Genomic DNA, 15774 nt, shown 5'->3' with positions numbered 1-15774 from the left:
CATTTGAAAAGCAAGGAAAATTATGCAAGAGTTTGACAGGTGGACGCTTAACACCATCAGATATGACGATGCTTTAATGAGTTGGCTTGAAGAGAGGCGTTACGACTGGATGCCTCTTGCAGTAAGTGCACTTGAAAAGCTTTTAAGCGGCCAGAGTGTAATAATTGTAACAGATGAAGAAAGAGAATGGTTTGGAGATTATATACTCTCATCTATAAACAGACCTCATAAAAACAGGCCTTTACTGCCTTTCTATCGGCTAAAAGATCTTTATCCCTATATAGACAGAATCAAAAAAGCCGAAGATGTAGATATTTTATATGATATGCTTTCACTCTCTTTCAAAGATGATTATTTTTTCTGGTATATCGGCAAAAGCGAAAGCCCTAGATGTCAGATTGCAAAAAGAAAAGATGACAGTTTTTTGTGGATAATGGATGAGGAGATGCAAAACAGCTTCTATCTCAAATCTTTTGATGATCTGCTAGATCTAAAACTTTTCCAGCTTTTTAGGCTTTTTGACAAAAGTATAGATGCGGCAATGTTCGGAGAAGTGGAAATAAAACTATAAGGCTTGCAGTTGGCAGATAAAATTGAACTCAAAAGCCAGATAATAATCACTGAAGATTTTGAGAAAATCGAAGAGTTTTTCAAAGATAATATAAAGCCTGCTTTTTTGCATATTTTTAGGCGAGACGAGTTTAAAATAGATGATGCGAAAGATGTTATCAAAGAGGCTTATATAGCGAGTGAATCTTTGAAATACATCATCCTTGCCGCAGAAAAATACAATATTTACTCACAGAATACTCTTCTTAAAATTCTTGAAGAACCCCCTAAAAACATAATTTTTATAATGATGGCAAAATCAAAATCCTCCCTTTTGCCCACGATTCGTTCCAGACTTCCTCTAAAGTCTCTTAAAAGCAGAAAAGATGATTTTGAGCTTCCGTTGGATATTGACAGACTCGATCTTGCCCAGATCTATTCATTTGTAAAGGAAAATCAGCGTCTTGAGAGAAAAGATGCAAAAAAAATTATAGAATTGCTTATTAAAAAAAGTGTTGAAAACAATATTGTGCTGAATGAAAAAGAGCTGGAATTCTTTTCAAAAGCATACAGGCTTCTTGAACTAAATGCCAGTATCAAGAACGTCCTTACAGCTGTACTTCTGATGCTTCTGAAAGCAAAAAAGAGAAAGAAGTAATATGAAAATAAAGAAAATTGATATCAAAGATATCGGTCTCTTTTTGAAAAAACTGGATGTAGAAAAGCCAGGAATAAAAATAATGTCCAAAAAAAGTACCCTATCTCTTTTTTTTATTAAGGGTATGCATGTGGGAGCGGCGAATATTCTAAAACAGGATGCCCTTTCTTTGGGTGCAGATCTTGCTGTACCCCGTGGTACGATTATCTGTTCGGACAAAAGAGTGGATGCACTTCTCATAGGGACAAAAAGAGAGATAGAGCAGCTTTCAAGAAAAGAGCTTGCACAGCCTTTCGGACTTAAAGAGTTGGCAAAAAGACTGCAGCAGTATCTGCGCGAAAAAGAGTATCCACTAAAAATTATGGGCGTTATAAATGCAAACGAGGACAGTTTTTATCCAGGAAGCAGATTTAAAGAGGCAAATGCTATAAAAGCCGTCGAGAGGATGATAGAAGAGGGCGCGGATATCATAGATATAGGCGGAGTCTCAAGCAGGCCGGGAAGTGAACCGGTAAACGAAGAAGATGAGCTTCAAAGGGTAAAACCTGTTATTGATGTGATATATTCTTCAAAACTATACGAAAAAGCGCTATTTAGTATAGACAGTTTCAGGCCGAAAGTCATAGAGTATGCACTTCAAAGAGGCTTTAAAATCGCAAATGATATTACTGGGTTAAAAGATGAGGAAGTTGCAAAAATTGTCGCAAAACATGATGCCAAAGCTGTTATAATGCATATGAAAGGCGAGCCCAAAACCATGCAGAAAAATCCTGAATATGAAGATGTGGTTATCGAAATATCCGATTTTTTTGAAAAAAGATTAGAAAAAGCAGAGTTTTTCGGCATAAAAAGAGAAAATATCATACTAGACCCCGGAATCGGTTTTGGCAAAAAGCTTCAGCATAATCTTGAGATAATAAGAGATTTGTCAGAATTTAAAAGATTTGGATGTGAGATACTTGTAGGAGCCAGCAGGAAATCTATGATAGATATGATAGTTTCATCATCTGTTGAAGAGAGGCTGCCGGGCTCTTTGGCTCTTCATATGAAAGCATACCAAAACGGTGCTTCTATCATAAGATGTCATGATGTGAAAGAGCACTTTCAGGCATTGGAAGTATTAAAAGCAGTTGAAAATATATAAGGATAAATGTGAAAGAGGTTGTTGTATCGCGTTCTAGTGCTCTAAAGCTTGAAAAATTTTTCCCGTGGGTCTACAAAAATGAGATTTTATCCGATGAAGATTATGAAAAAGGTGAGATTGTCATTGTAAGAGATGAACTTGGAAAGTCATATGCTGTAGGATACATAAATACAAATAGCATAATATCTGTAAGAGTCTTTGATTTTAAAGTAAAAGATATAGATGAAGAGTTTCTTAAAGAGAAGATTTTAGATGCTTCCTTGAAAAGAGAGAATATAAACAGTGACGCTTACAGACTCATACACTCAGAAGCGGATATGCTACCGGGACTCATCGTAGACAAATATGGCGATTATCTCTCATGTCAGTTTAATACAGCGGGAATCTTGCGTTTAAAAGATACAATACTAAAGCTTTTATCAGAGATTTTCACTCCCAAAGGCATATATGTCAATGCTGATTTCTACTCTTTGAAAAAAGAGGGGGTTGCGGATTTTGAAACGACAGTTTTAGGTGAAATACCGGATGAGATAATCATAGAAGAAAACGATGTAAAATTTTGTATCGATATTACCGGCGGACAGAAGACCGGATTTTATCTTGATCAGAGACGTAACAGAGAGATTGTCACAAAATATATCAAAAAAAGAGACAGAGTTCTTGATGTTTTTTCGCATGCCGGCGGATTCGGACTTTATGCGGCTGCAAAAAAAGAGGCGGAAGTTACCATTGTCGATATCTCATCAGAGGCTCTATTACTTGCCAAAAGAAATTTCTCTCTTAACGGTGCGCCTTTGAGAGATGCAGTAGAGGCAAACGCTTTTGATTATCTAAGAGAACTCAGGAATAAAAAAGTCAAATATGATGTTGTATTGCTGGACCCGCCGTCGTTTGCAAAATCGAAAGATAAGAAAAGAAGTGCACTCAGAGGTTTTAAAGATCTTTTCGTAAACGGTCTTAAATTGGTTGACAAAGACGGAATGATTTGCATTTTTTCATGCTCGCATTATATAGATATGGATGATCTTAAAGATATAGCTCTCAAAGCTTCAAAAGATACAGGCATAAGACTTGAAGTTATGGAACACCTCTATCAGGATACGGACCATCCTTATATATTGAATATTCCCCATTCATTGTATCTGAAAGGAATTCTTTTCAAGAGAAACGGTTAGTTTCAGAGGTGTTGTTTTGAAGTACGGCCGAAACGACAAGATACGATAAAAGTGCCCCTGTCGCTGCACATATCATATCTTTTTGGGAATCCCATTCATCTCCCTGAGTTATAAGATAACTTCCCTGTCCGTTTGAATGGGTAATTTCTATGAGCAGCCATTCGGCTATCTCATAAAATGAGGAAATTGTCATTATAAACAGAAAAGCTATCAGAAAACTTGTCTTTTTTGTGAACTTTTGATGATAGTAAATTTCAAAAAAAGCCGGATATACAAGAAGACCGAAAAGAAAATGTACAAATCTGTCATAATAGTTTCTTTTTTCTCCAAATATTTCAAATGTAAAAAAAGGTACGTCGTTATAGGTAAAATATGAACCTATAATATGGAAAATACCAAATATAAACAGCATTAAAAAAGTAGTATTACTGAATCTGTATTTTTTATCCAGATATATTACAAGTGGAAACGCAAAAAGAAAGATAATATTCTCCGCAAGCCATACAATTCTGTCGTGCGGCGAGAAAGCCATAATGATCCAGAAAAGTATAAATAAGAAAGTCACAGCTTTTTTCATAAAGTACCTTGTTGAGATAATAGTGTTTTATTGCTTACATTCTATTTGGTATAATTTTAAAATATCTTTAATAAGCTGAAATTCTCTAATGAGGTTAAATTGTTTCAAAAACTAAAATATCTTAAAAATGAAAATCTTAAAAGTATAAAGCCCGGATTTAAAGGTGTTCCTTATAAAAGAGGACGTTTTGCCGGAGAGTATGAAGCTAGAAGTAAAAAAATCACAACAAAATCGAAAAGTATAGTCAGGTTTATAGAAAGAACTATAAAAAAAGAGAAAAATATAGAGGAAACTCTTCTTCCTGTTATTGAAGATAAAGGTTTTTTGGAAAAAAAAGAGGATTTTATCGTATGGCTGGGTCATGCTACTTTTCTTATGCAGATAAGCGGAATAAGGATTATAACTGATCCTTGTTTCTCTTCTATTCCATTTAAAAAGAGACTTATGCCTGCTCCTTTGCATATTAAAGAGCTGGGCAGTATAGATTATATGCTCATTTCTCACGGACACCATGATCATCTGGATATAAAAACTATCAGATATGCGGGAAACCAGATAAAAGAGGCTCTGGTGCCTCTTAAAATGGGTAGGCTGATAAAAAGAGCAAACAGGCATATAAAGGTTCAGGAAGCTGGATGGTACCAGCAGTATAATACGAAAAAAGAGGTAGAGATTTACTTTCTTCCCGCTCACCACTGGCACAGAAGAAACCCGTTTGATTATAACAAAGTTTTATGGGGCAGCTTTGTTATCAGAAACAGTGATAAAACAATTTTTTTCGCAGGTGACAGCGGGTATAATAAACACTTTAAAGAAATTGCGGAAATTTTTGGCAAAATAGACTATGCAATAATGCCGATTAATCCGCCTTATGTAATGGAAGGGTCGCATATGACTCACAGTGAGACAATTAAAGCCATAAAAGATCTTAATCCCGACTATATTATACCTATGCATTACGGTGCATTCAAACTTACAGTTGAAAGTGTCGATGAACTGATCCAATGGTTTAAAAATCTGAAAAATCATCCCGGCATACACGCCGAGACACTGATGCCGGCAATCGGGGAGGTCATTGAGATATGAAAACTCAGACTTTTAGAGAGTTTCGTGAAAATTTTTTAAATTTTTTCAGAGAACTTTTTTTGTACCACTACTCTTCACTCAAATTTCGTGCAAAAGTTTTTGCTATTGTTATAAGTGCGAACAAAGAGTGGGGAGAGTGTGAAATGAATATACTGCAAAAAGCCGCAGTAAAAATATATGATAACCAGGAAGAGCGCGTAGAAGCTTTGATAAGTGCTGTCAAAGACTATATAAATGAGCTTGAAGAGTATGAGTATCTGGGCGAACGGTACTGGATAGCCGATATTAAGAAAGATATTGCAAAGCATAAAAGATTTATTAAAAAAATTGATATACAGACTTTAAAAGAGTTTGGTAAGTGTGTTAAAGATAAAGAGACCAGAATGTATCAGCAAAGAGTTATAGAATTTTTGGAAAATCTAAAAAAAGAGTTCGGAGAAAAAAATGACGTATGAAGAGTATAAAAAAGCGGTTGAAAAACTGAAAAAATGGTCTTATGCCTATTATGTTCTTGATAATCCTCTGGTACCCGATGAAGTGTATGATAAGCTGTACAGGGAAGTGGAGCAGTTTGAAAAAGAACATCCCGAACTCATTGATCCCAGCTCACCTACGCAAAGAATCGGAGAAGAGCCTGCAAAAGAGTTCGTAAAAGCGAAACATTTAACAAAAATGTGGAGTATGGAAGATGTTTTTAATGAAAAAGAGCTAAAAGAGTGGTTGAAAAGAGTAGAGAAAAATCTTGCGGGAAAATATGATATCGAAAAAATAGACTACTATCTTGAACCTAAATTTGACGGTGCAAGTCTAAATCTCATATATGAAAACGGACTGTTAAAACATGCGATTACAAGAGGAAACGGAATCGAAGGAGAAGACGTTACTCTCAATGCCAAAACGATTCACTCTATTCCTTTGAAAATAGAACATAAAGACCTTATAGAGATAAGAGGAGAGGTTGTTATCCCAAAAGATGATTTTGAAAAACTTAATAGCGAGAGAGTAAAAAGAGGAGAAACTCCTTTTGCAAATCCCAGAAATGCAGCTGCCGGAAGCCTCAGACAGCTTGATCCGAGAATTACCGCAAGAAGAAAACTTGTGTTTTATCCATGGGGAGTCGGATACAATACCCTAAATCTGAACAGACTCAGTGAAATACTAGATTTTGTATATACTCAAAACTTTCTCAAACCTCCAAAGAGAAAAATCTGCAAAAAGTATGAGGAGATTTTGGATACATATGAAGATTTCAAGGAGTTTAGAGAACATTTTTCAATGATGCTAGACGGTATGGTTGTAAAAGTCGATCAGGTTGATGCACAGGAGATTTTGGGATATACGGTCAAGTATCCAAGATGGATGGTTGCCTATAAATTTCCTGCAATCGAAAAGATGACAACAATTCTTGATGTAAAGGCGCAGGTGGGAAGGACCGGAGTCGTAACCCCTGTAGCTATTGTTGAACCGGTAGAGATAGAGGGCGTTATAGTGGAGCGCGCTACACTTCACAACTATAGTGAGATAGAGAGAAAAGATATAAGAATAGGCGATAAAGTTATAATAATCAGAAGCGGTGATGTAATTCCGGAGATAACAAAAGTTTTAAAAGAGTATAGAACAGGCAAAGAGAAGAAAATAGAAAGGCCAAAATTTTGTCCGGTCTGTGGAAGCGAACTTCTTGATGAAGGTATTTTGATAAAATGCCAGAACCTCAGTTGTCCTGCAAGGGTTGTCAACTCCATTATCTATTTTGCCTCAAAACAGTGTCTAAATATTGAAGGATTGGGAGAAAGCACCGTAAAGCTTCTCTATAAAAAAGGGCTTGTAAAAGATGTTTCCGATCTTTTTTATCTGAAAAAGGAAGATTTGATAGGGCTTCCGGGATTCGCCCAGAAAAAAGCCGAAAATCTTATCAAAGCTATTGAGAATGTAAAAGGGGTCGAGTGCTGGAGATTTATAAATGCTCTTGGAATTGAACATATAGGAGAAGTTGCCAGCAAAGTTCTATGTGAAAAATTTGGACTCGGATTTATCAATGCCACAAAAGAAGAACTGCTCTCTATTGAAGGTTTCGGTCCTGAGATGGCGGAGTCTGTGCTCGAGTTTGTAAGAGTCAACAGAGAAAAGATAGAAAAACTTATGGATTTGATAAAGCCAAGAGAACCGAAAAAAGAGGAGATAAAAGAGTCTCCTTTTACGGGTAAAACTGTAGTTCTGACAGGAGCTATGAAGAAACCGCGAAATGAGATAAAAGAGATGCTTGAGCATCTGGGAGCTCATGTAACCAATTCTGTATCAAAAAAGACAGATTTTGTGATATACGGTGAAGATCCTGGAAGTAAATATGATAAAGCTAAGCAGTTGGGAGTTACTCTTTTGCCCGAAGAGAAAATGTGGGAGATGATAGAAGCGTCAACTAAAAAATAGGGAATTAAATGAAACAGCCTAAAAAAGAGAGAGAGGGTAGACTGGATAGAAATAAACTTTTCGAACAAGGTCCGGTATTGCTATTTAGTATCGATATAAGAAATCCCAATAATCCAGTTGTAACTTTTGCTACGCCAAATTTATATACGCATTTGGGTTATATGCCGGAGGATGTAATCAACGGCAAAGTTTCATTGAAAGATATTATACATCCAGATGATTATTCCCGATTTACAAAACGGATCTTTTTATCTTTTGAAAATAAAGAGATAAACAATTTAAATACCAATTACAGGCTTATTAAAAAAAACGGTGAAATAAGATATATGCGAACATATTCATTTATAGAGAGGGACAGCAGACAAAACCCTCTTTTTTTCCATGGGTATATTATGGATGTACATGAACAGGAGCTATATAAAAGACAGCTAGAACAGGTTATAGAAGGAGCCAATCTTGGATATTGGGTATGGAATGTAAAAACAGGTCATCATGAAGTCAATGATATCTGGCTTGATATGCTGGGTCTCTCCAGAGAAGATATAAAAAACGATATTACCGACTGGTCCGATAGACTTCATCCTGATGATAAGAAAAAGATTCTACCGATAGTTGAAGAGCATATAAAAAACGGAACGATTTTTGTGGGTGAATTTCGTATGAGACATAAAAACGGCTCATGGGTATGGATTCAGTCTTCGGGCGGTGTTGTGGAGTACTCGCATGAGAGCGGTGAGCCTTTGCTTATGTGCGGAACACATCAGAATATCAGTGACCGAAAAAAGACGGAAAAGAAGATTAAATTTATGGCTTTTCATGACGTTTTGACGGGATTGCCCAACAGAACACTTCTTTTTGACAGAATAAAACAGGCTCTGTATCATGCAAAAAGAAGCAGGGAATCAAATGCACTCATTTTCATAGATCTTGACAATTTTAAACATATAAATGATTCTCTCGGACATAAAATAGGGGATATGCTTTTAAAAAGAGTCGCTTCAAGGCTTAAAAAGTGTGTAAGGTCGGAAGATACAGTAGCAAGACTAGGCGGTGATGAGTTTGTTATACTTCTTACCGGTTTAGATATTAATCGCGCAGATGAATATGCTCTTTATGTGGCAAATAAAATAATGAACAGCCTGAAAAGAGCCTTTAAAATAAACAATCAAACACTACATACAAGTTCAAGTATAGGAATCGCTTTATTTCCTGTTATCAACAAGCTGGAGTGCTGTACACCGGTGGAGGTATTGAAACGTGCAGATACTGCAATGTATCATGCAAAAAGTGAGGGAAAAGGAACGATAAGATTTTTTGATGAAGAACTGAATAAAAAAGCTCAAAGAAGACTTAAAATGGATATAGGCATGAGAAATGCCCTGAAAAAACGAGAATTCGATGTATTTTATCAGCCAATTGTAGAGATAAAGTCAGGTCGGACAATAGGACTTGAAGCACTTATAAGATGGGAACCAAATAATGAAGTGTTCCATCCTTCCGAGTTTATTCCCATTGCCGAAGAGAGTTCTTTAATTCTTGAGATTAGCGAGTTTGTTATAAAAGAGGTATGTAAAGATCTGAAAAACGGAAAAATTTTTAAACTGTTTCCCGATTTGAAAAGTATATCTATAAACCTTAGTACCAACCTTTTCAAAATAGAAGAATTTGAAAACAAGATAACAAAAATTCTTCAACAGAAGTGTATAAACCCTTCAATGCTAAATTTTGAACTTACAGAAAGTGTTTTTATAAATAACTATCAAAACATCATTGACAAAATTTTGAAGTTCAAAAAAATGGGTATCAAATTTTCTATCGATGATTTCGGTACAGGTTTTTCATCTCTGACATATTTGAAAAAACTGCCTATAGATTATATTAAAATTGACAAATCTTTTATAAATGAGATCAATATTGATGAAGATAATGCAAAAATAGTTGAAGCAATTATAGATATTTCCAAACATTTTGGTTTGAAAGTGGTTGCAGAAGGAGTTGAAACAGCAGAACAGTTAAAGTTTTTGAAAAAAAGCCGTTGCGATTACTGTCAGGGATTTTTGTTTTCAAAACCTTCAGATTTGGATTCTTTCTCTTATGATAATGAAAATATGAAGATGGCAAAGGAGATAATTGAGACTTGATAAATATCTCTGCATAAGAGGTCTTGCACAAAGCAGAAACAAAGCTATAGAGCTTATAAAAGATGGCAGAGTCAAAGTAGGAGGCAAAAGGGTCAAAAAGCCTTCTCTTGAAGTGTCAGACAATGACATTATCGATATCGATTCATACAGACAGTATGTAAGCAGGGCTGCTTTGAAGCTAAAAGGATTTTTAGAAGAGTTTCCTTTGGATATAGAACATAAAAGCTGTATGGATATTGGAGCGAGTACTGGCGGATTTACCGAAATACTGCTTGAAAACGGAGCTGCTGAAGTCTATTGTATAGATGTGGGTTCAAATCAGCTAAGTAATAATCTTAAAAGTAATGAAAAGGTTAAAAATTTCGAAAAGTGTGATATAAGAGGCTTTGAGTGTGACAGAGTTTTTGATATTATTACCTGCGACGTATCGTTTATCAGTGTCATTAATATCATAAAAGATATAGACAGATTTGCCAAAGATAAAATCATAATTTTGTTCAAACCGCAATTTGAAGTAGGACGTGAGGCAAAAAGAGACAAAGCGGGCGTAGTTATTGATGAAGATGCGATAAACGCAGCAATGCAAAGAGTTGAAAAGGCAGCCGAAAAACTGGGCTGGAGACTGATTGGAAAAAACAGATCGAAACTAAAGGGGAAAGAGGGAAATGTCGAATGGTTCTACCTTTTCGAAAAATGAAATAGAATCTCTTGCCATAGGAGCATTCAACGGAATGCACAGAGGGCACAAAGAGCTTTTCAAACGTCTCGGAACAAAAGGAGGTATACTCGTTATAGAGTCAAAAAAAGCGGATCTTACTCCCGGAAGATATAGATGCGAATATGTTGAATATCCATGTTTTTTTTGTAATTTTGATGAGATAAAAAATATGGAAGCAGAGGAGTTTATAGAAAAACTAAAAAAAGAGTTTCCCAATCTGAAAAAAATTGTCGTAGGGTATGACTTTGCTTTCGGAAAAGGAAGGAGATATACAGCGGATGATTTGAAAAAGATGTTTGATGGTGAGGTAGAAGTTGTTGATGAGGTAAAAATCGACGGAGTATCTGTTCATTCGAAAATTATAAGAGAGCTTTTGAAAAAAGGAGATATAGAAGAGGCTAACAAGCTTTTGGGACACAGTTACAAAATAGAAGGAAAGATTGTAAAAGGGCAGGGGTTGGGTAAAAAAAAGCTTGTTGCTACGCTTAATCTGGATATTGACCAATTTCTTCTGCCCAAAGAGGGTGTTTATGCAACTCTGACAGAAATAGAGGGGAGGTTTTATCCATCGGTCACTTTTATTGGCAAAAGAGAGACAACCGACGGAAAAACAGCAGTTGAGACACACATCTTAGACCATGATTTAAAAACCACGCCTCAAGAAGCCCAGATAGTTTTTCTCAAATACCTTCGTCAAAACCGAAAATTTAAAAATCTTGAAGAGTTGAAAAAGTCAATAGAAGAAGATATCGAAGAGGCAAGAGAGGTTGTCAAAGAGCATATAATATAAGTGTCGGGTTACTAACATAAGGCTGATTGATGAAAAAAGTGATAATAATATTTTTAACTCTTCTGTTTTCATTTGCAGAGGAAAAACATACCAACGCTTTGATTTATGAAGAGTCTCCTTATCTTCAGCAGCATGCACACAATCCTGTAAACTGGTATCCCTGGGGCGAAGAGGCTTTTGAAAAAGCGAAAAGAGAACATAAGCCCATATTTTTATCAATAGGATACAGTACCTGCCACTGGTGTCATGTTATGGAAAAGGAGTCATTTGAAAACGAAGAGATAGCCGAATTACTCAACAGATACTACATAGCTATAAAAGTCGATAAAGAGGAGATGCCGCATCTGGACAAATACTATCAGAAAGTCTATCAGCTTCTCCATGAGCGCGGAGGCGGCTGGCCTTTGACTATCATACTTACAGAGGACATGAAACCTTTTTTTGCAGCTACGTACATACCGCCTGAAGACGGATACGGTGTAAAAGGGATGAAAACTATACTTCCCCTTTTGGCCAAAGAGTATAAAAACAACAGAAAAAAGATAGAGATAACTGCAAATGCAATAGTATCATTGATGAAAAGTGTAGAAAATATGCAGACAAAAACTGTCTTGCTTGATTTGGGTGTTGCAGAAAAAGCCGTCAAAGAGATAGAGGGGTATTATGACAATATATATAAAGGTTTTTCGAAAAGAATAAAGTTTCCGGAGAGTTCGAGAATACGACTGCTTATAGATATATATCTTGCTACCGGGAACGAGAAAGCTTTTAAAATGGCGGATGAGACTTTGAGCGCAATGGCAAAAGGGGGCATTTACGACCAGATAGAAGGAGCGTTTTTCAGATATACGACGGACAGAAGATGGCAGATACCGCATTTTGAGAAGATGCTCTACACGAACGCCGAACTTATAGAGCTATATACAAAAATGTATATACTTACCAAAAAGCCTCTTTATAAAAAAGTTGTGATTGAAACAATTGCCGAAATAGAGAGGAGATTTGAAAACAACTCTCTTTATTACAGTGCGAGCGATGCCGATACTGACGGGATAGAGGGCGGATATTTCATATACAGTTTTCAAGATACGCTAAAGTATTTCCAAAAGAGAGGATTTAAAAAAGAGAATGCCCAGAAAGTTCTTGCATATTTCGGTATAGTTGAAGACGGAAACATCGACTCGGAATACTCAAACCCTCACATAAACGAGAATATAAAAATAGATGAAAAAACGAAAAAGCGAGCAAAACGTCTTTTAAAAGAGCTAAGATTTGAGAGAAACTATCCCTTTATAGACAAAAAAGTCATTACCGCATGGAATGCCATGTGGATAAGGGCGAAACTGAAAGCATCCTATATAGATAAGAGATATGCACTTCAGGCGTTCGGTTCTTTGGAGAGACTTTTAAAGAAAATGTATAAAAACGGCACTTTATACCATCAGTTTAGATTTCCGCATGAGCCATCAAAAGAGGGCCTTTTGGAAGATTATGCGTATCTGATTTCAGCACTTATTGAAGCCTATGAAAACAGTTTTGAAGAGAAATATCTGAAACTGGCTAAAAAACTGGCAGATGATGCAAAAAGCAAATTTTATACAGGGGAGAAGTGGTATCTAAGCGCAGGGGATTTTAAAACAGTGGCAGATATAAACGATAGCTACTATACCGCTCCTTTATCTATAATGATACACAATTTTCTCTCACTGTCTTCTTTGAGTGAAGATTTGAAATATCTTGAAGATGCAAAAAAGATATTAGCGAAATATTCTGTAATGATTGACACAAACCCTTCATATTATCCAGAAGCTGCAAGAGCTGTTATAAGAGAGAACAGAGGCGATATCATACTCAAATCCCGGGCAGAAAATCTTCTAAGATACAAAAAGGAATCAGATGAGATAAAATATCCCTATCTTTTGCTAAAACCTGTAAAAGAGGAAGGTTATCTTGCCTGCAGGACAAATACCTGTTTTGCTTATGAAAAAGATTTTGAAAAAATAAAAAAGAGAATTGAAAATGAGCGATAAAGATAGAGTTTTCAGCAAACCGATAAAAAAGCAGTTTGAATTTGACGAAGAGGTAGCCTCGGTATTTGACGATATGATAAGCCGTTCCGTACCTTTTTACAAAGATGTCTTGGATCTTGTATCAGACCTTGCCGTAAAAAACAGTGAAAGCGGCGATGTTGTTTACGATCTTGGATGTTCAACCGGAAATACACTGCTCGAGATTAACAGAAAAACGCCGCACACTCTTACACTTGTAGGTATAGATAATTCCGTACCGATGATTGAAAGAGCAAGGAAAAAGGCGGCGGCATACGGAGCGGATATTGAGTTTGTGGTCGAAGATATCCTAAAATATGACTATAAAAAATCGAAAGTTTTTCTTTCAAACTATACTCTCCAGTTTGTAAGGCCTCTCAAAAGAACTGAGCTTGTTAAAAAAATATACGAATCATTAGAAGATGAAGGTATCTTTATTTTCAGTGAAAAGGTGATAAGTGAAGATAAAAAACTGAATAAACAGCTTATAGATAAATATTATGAGTTTAAAAAAAGACAGGGTTACAGCGAATTTGAGATAATGCAGAAAAGAGAAGCTTTGGAAAATGTCCTTGTTCCTTTCAGTGAGGAAGAGAACCGTCATATGATAAAGTCAGCGGGGTTTAGATATTTTGAGACGATTTTCAGATGGGCCAATTTTGCCACTTTTTTTGCCAGAAAGTAAAAGGAGAAATAGGTCAGCTAAATAGATGAGGTCTTGTTTTTTTGATATGCTCTATTACTTTAACGATCTCTTCAAAACCCATTTCTCCTTCCTCGTCGCCGAAAACTTCGTCAATACCTTTTAGATAGGCATCAACAGCTTCAGGTATCTTCTCTTTTTTTACTCCGGCAAAAAAGAGTGCTGCTCCCAGCATATCCGCCAACTGCATAGCTAGCTCTTCTATCTCTATTTCAGCCCTTTCCAACTCTTTTTTTTCATTTTGTCTCATTCTCTTTTTCCTTCAAAAGTTCTTCTATATTTGATTTTAGCTCACTGTAAATAAATTGCTCTTTAAAACCTTTGATCCGTCCTCCGCTTGCATTTGGATGTCCACCTCCTCCTGCAAGTTCTTCAGCCATTTTTGAAACATCCATTTTATTATTTGCTCTGAGACTGAAAGATCCTCTAGCCGATACATTCATAAAAAAGCTATAATCCGGATTTTGCGTTAAAAACTCATTTCCTATGATGGAGGTGTTTCCGATGGAGTATGTAAGAATCCCTTTGTTATTTTTGTAATATATGGTCATCTCATCTTTTTTGGTATTTAGAAGCGAAACGATATATGCTGTGACCATATTATCGAGAGTGTCGTTTTTATCTTTTCTAAAAAAACTCTTTTTTATCTTATAGAGGTTATCATCTAGTTTTATGTGGGCTTCTTCTTTACCTATATAATCTGCAGCAGTTTTGATCACATAGTGTTTGTATTCGGCATTTTCTGAAGGAAAAAGATTTCTGTTTATCTCTTTTGCCTCGTCTACAAGCCTCATACAGACTTTTCCGAATTCAAACAGTTCATGTTTTTGAAGCCATAGATCGACAGCATTAACGGCTTCTACAAGTTGTAAATATTTTGTCAAATTTTTGGCGGCATAATTTTCTATAAGATATTTATATGTTATAAGTGTGGCCGATTTTGTGACATCGAGATGGTACCAATTGAAATTTTCGGCAGAATCAAGTCCTGTGGCATGATGATCGAGCAGTTGAAGTTTTACCTCTTTGCCGCTGGAATTTAGATTTTCCACCTCTTTGTGTAAAAACTCTGCTTCCTCCAAAGTTAAATTAAGGTCAGTAATAAGAATTTTTGTTTTTGTAGACGACTCTTTGATATTTTTTATTATATATTCAAGTCGTATGCCTACTTCTTCACCGTAGTTAGCATTTAAAAACTCTATGTTATTAAAAATTTCTTTTGTCAAAAGTTGACAGCAATAGCCGTCAAGATCTGTATGCGAAAGATGATATATTTTCATCTATTTCCTTTATATGACAGGGAGAAGGAAGTTATTCCATAATGTCTTTGAGAGTCAGGTCTTCTAAAAAAGTATCGATTTTGTTCTGCAATTTGTTAAGAAATGGCCACAGTAGACAAAACTGACCTTTGTTACTTGGACAGCATCCCAAATCTGTAGAGCAGTCAAAAACGCTAATCTGTTTTCCTTCAGCTGCTTCCGCAATCTCTCTTATTGAGATTTTATCCGGTTTTTTTGCCAGTATAAAACCTCCGCTTGCGCCCTTGAAAGATTTGAGTATATTCTTTCTTGCAAGATTTTGCAAAATTTTGGCCAAAAAACTTTTTGAGATTCCCAGCTGTTTAGATAATGTATCTGTTCCCATCGGTTCGTTTTTTCTGGCTATAAGCACCAATGACAAAAGAGCATATTCGCTCGCTCTGGTAAAAAGCATAGCCCTCCCTGTTTTTTTGATTTTTAAATGGCTGATATAATCATA

At 35.9% G+C, this 15774-nt stretch carries 16 protein-coding genes; 12 read left to right on the top strand and 4 right to left on the bottom strand.

Features of this window, described 5'->3' with window-relative positions:
- The first annotated feature begins 22 nt into the window (after positions 1-22).
- From EPR_RS06025 to EPR_RS06010, 4 genes are read left to right on the top strand one after another with little or no spacing between them, the layout of a single operon-like run.
- Positions 23-571, top strand: coding sequence for a HobA family DNA replication regulator (locus EPR_RS06025; protein WP_200762351.1), 549 nt, complete (start codon positions 23-25; stop codon positions 569-571).
- A gap of 9 nt (positions 572-580) precedes the next feature.
- Positions 581-1207 carry a DNA polymerase III subunit delta' gene (locus tag EPR_RS06020; protein WP_200762350.1) on the top strand — a complete coding sequence of 209 codons (627 nt, stop codon included), beginning with the start codon at positions 581-583 and terminating at the stop codon, positions 1205-1207.
- Position 1208: 1 nt separating this feature from the next.
- The gene (gene folP / locus EPR_RS06015; protein ID WP_200762349.1) at positions 1209-2351 is read left to right on the top strand and encodes a dihydropteroate synthase; all 1143 of its coding nucleotides are present in this window, start codon (positions 1209-1211) and stop codon (positions 2349-2351) included.
- Positions 2352-2359: 8 nt separating this feature from the next.
- Positions 2360-3526 carry a class I SAM-dependent rRNA methyltransferase gene (locus EPR_RS06010; protein ID WP_200762348.1) on the top strand — a complete coding sequence of 389 codons (1167 nt, stop codon included), beginning with the start codon at positions 2360-2362 and terminating at the stop codon, positions 3524-3526.
- Here EPR_RS06010 and EPR_RS06005 read toward each other — a convergent pair.
- A complete protein-coding gene (locus tag EPR_RS06005; RefSeq protein ID WP_200762347.1) occupies positions 3510-4103 on the bottom strand; it encodes a DUF2238 domain-containing protein in 594 nt (197 codons plus the stop codon). The two genes, EPR_RS06010 and EPR_RS06005, sit on opposite strands and share 17 nt — an antisense overlap.
- Positions 4104-4202: 99 nt before the next feature.
- Between EPR_RS06005 and EPR_RS06000 the strand changes: the two genes are divergently transcribed.
- Genes EPR_RS06000 through cmoA form a run of 8 tightly spaced genes read left to right on the top strand, consistent with a single transcriptional unit; the run spans position 4203 to position 13998 of the window.
- On the top strand, positions 4203-5189 hold the full coding sequence (locus tag EPR_RS06000; RefSeq protein WP_200762346.1) for an MBL fold metallo-hydrolase: 987 nt from the start codon (positions 4203-4205) through the stop codon (positions 5187-5189).
- Entirely contained in the window at positions 5186-5644 is a 459-nt protein-coding gene (locus tag EPR_RS05995) for a hypothetical protein (RefSeq protein WP_200762345.1), read from the top strand. Before EPR_RS06000 ends, EPR_RS05995 begins: the two co-directional genes overlap by 4 nt.
- Positions 5634-7616, top strand: coding sequence for an NAD-dependent DNA ligase LigA (ligA, locus tag EPR_RS05990; protein WP_200762344.1), 1983 nt, complete (start codon positions 5634-5636; stop codon positions 7614-7616). Before EPR_RS05995 ends, ligA begins: the two co-directional genes overlap by 11 nt.
- A gap of 8 nt (positions 7617-7624) precedes the next feature.
- The gene (locus EPR_RS05985; RefSeq protein WP_200762343.1) at positions 7625-9757 is read left to right on the top strand and encodes a bifunctional diguanylate cyclase/phosphodiesterase; all 2133 of its coding nucleotides are present in this window, start codon (positions 7625-7627) and stop codon (positions 9755-9757) included.
- Positions 9747-10454 (top strand): 23S rRNA (cytidine-2'-O)-methyltransferase TlyA, encoded by a 708-nt coding sequence (tlyA, locus tag EPR_RS05980; RefSeq protein WP_200762342.1) that lies wholly within the window; start codon positions 9747-9749, stop codon positions 10452-10454. Before EPR_RS05985 ends, tlyA begins: the two co-directional genes overlap by 11 nt.
- Entirely contained in the window at positions 10423-11265 is an 843-nt protein-coding gene (locus EPR_RS05975) for a bifunctional riboflavin kinase/FAD synthetase (protein ID WP_200762341.1), read from the top strand. The genes tlyA and EPR_RS05975 overlap by 32 nt, the downstream gene beginning before the upstream one ends.
- A gap of 29 nt (positions 11266-11294) precedes the next feature.
- Complete coding sequence (locus tag EPR_RS05970; RefSeq protein ID WP_200762340.1) at positions 11295-13295, top strand: thioredoxin domain-containing protein; 2001 nt, start codon at positions 11295-11297, stop codon at positions 13293-13295.
- Positions 13285-13998 (top strand): carboxy-S-adenosyl-L-methionine synthase CmoA, encoded by a 714-nt coding sequence (gene cmoA / locus EPR_RS05965; RefSeq protein ID WP_200762339.1) that lies wholly within the window; start codon positions 13285-13287, stop codon positions 13996-13998. The genes EPR_RS05970 and cmoA overlap by 11 nt, the downstream gene beginning before the upstream one ends.
- Before the next feature lie 13 nt (positions 13999-14011).
- Here cmoA and EPR_RS05960 read toward each other — a convergent pair whose 3' ends face one another.
- The 3 genes from EPR_RS05960 to EPR_RS05950 are packed head-to-tail and all read right to left on the bottom strand — an operon-like array spanning position 14012 to position 15729.
- Positions 14012-14266: a hypothetical protein gene (locus EPR_RS05960; RefSeq protein ID WP_200762338.1), complete on the bottom strand. Its 255-nt coding sequence runs from the start codon at positions 14264-14266 to the stop codon at positions 14012-14014.
- Positions 14253-15296 carry a DHH family phosphoesterase gene (locus tag EPR_RS05955; protein WP_200762337.1) on the bottom strand — a complete coding sequence of 348 codons (1044 nt, stop codon included), beginning with the start codon at positions 15294-15296 and terminating at the stop codon, positions 14253-14255. The genes EPR_RS05960 and EPR_RS05955 overlap by 14 nt, the downstream gene beginning before the upstream one ends.
- Positions 15297-15327: 31 nt before the next feature.
- The gene (locus EPR_RS05950; protein WP_200762336.1) at positions 15328-15729 is read right to left on the bottom strand and encodes an RrF2 family transcriptional regulator; all 402 of its coding nucleotides are present in this window, start codon (positions 15727-15729) and stop codon (positions 15328-15330) included.
- Positions 15730-15774: the final 45 nt, after the last annotated feature.

The organism is Nitrosophilus alvini (genome assembly GCF_015100395.1).
GTDB classification, from domain to species: Bacteria; Campylobacterota; Campylobacteria; order Campylobacterales; family Nitratiruptoraceae; genus Nitrosophilus; species Nitrosophilus alvini.
This window is presented reverse-complemented; position numbering and strand designations above follow the sequence as displayed.

Excerpts from the sequence above, each read along its gene's own strand:
- EPR_RS05950 (WP_200762336.1), bottom strand. The coding sequence starts at position 15,729 with ATGCTTTTTACCAGAGCGAGCGAATATGCTCTTTTGTCATTGGTGCTT.
- folP (WP_200762349.1), top strand. The coding sequence starts at position 1,209 with ATGAAAATAAAGAAAATTGATATCAAAGATATCGGTCTCTTTTTGAAA.
- ligA (WP_200762344.1), top strand. The coding sequence starts at position 5,634 with ATGACGTATGAAGAGTATAAAAAAGCGGTTGAAAAACTGAAAAAATGG.
- EPR_RS05995 (WP_200762345.1), top strand. The coding sequence starts at position 5,186 with ATGAAAACTCAGACTTTTAGAGAGTTTCGTGAAAATTTTTTAAATTTT.
- EPR_RS05985 (WP_200762343.1), top strand. The coding sequence starts at position 7,625 with ATGAAACAGCCTAAAAAAGAGAGAGAGGGTAGACTGGATAGAAATAAA.
- EPR_RS05960 (WP_200762338.1), bottom strand. The coding sequence starts at position 14,266 with ATGAGACAAAATGAAAAAAAAGAGTTGGAAAGGGCTGAAATAGAGATA.
- EPR_RS05955 (WP_200762337.1), bottom strand. The coding sequence starts at position 15,296 with ATGAAAATATATCATCTTTCGCATACAGATCTTGACGGCTATTGCTGT.
- cmoA (WP_200762339.1), top strand. The coding sequence starts at position 13,285 with ATGAGCGATAAAGATAGAGTTTTCAGCAAACCGATAAAAAAGCAGTTT.
- EPR_RS05975 (WP_200762341.1), top strand. The coding sequence starts at position 10,423 with ATGTCGAATGGTTCTACCTTTTCGAAAAATGAAATAGAATCTCTTGCC.
- EPR_RS05970 (WP_200762340.1), top strand. The coding sequence starts at position 11,295 with ATGAAAAAAGTGATAATAATATTTTTAACTCTTCTGTTTTCATTTGCA.
- EPR_RS06025 (WP_200762351.1), top strand. The coding sequence starts at position 23 with ATGCAAGAGTTTGACAGGTGGACGCTTAACACCATCAGATATGACGAT.
- EPR_RS06005 (WP_200762347.1), bottom strand. The coding sequence starts at position 4,103 with ATGAAAAAAGCTGTGACTTTCTTATTTATACTTTTCTGGATCATTATG.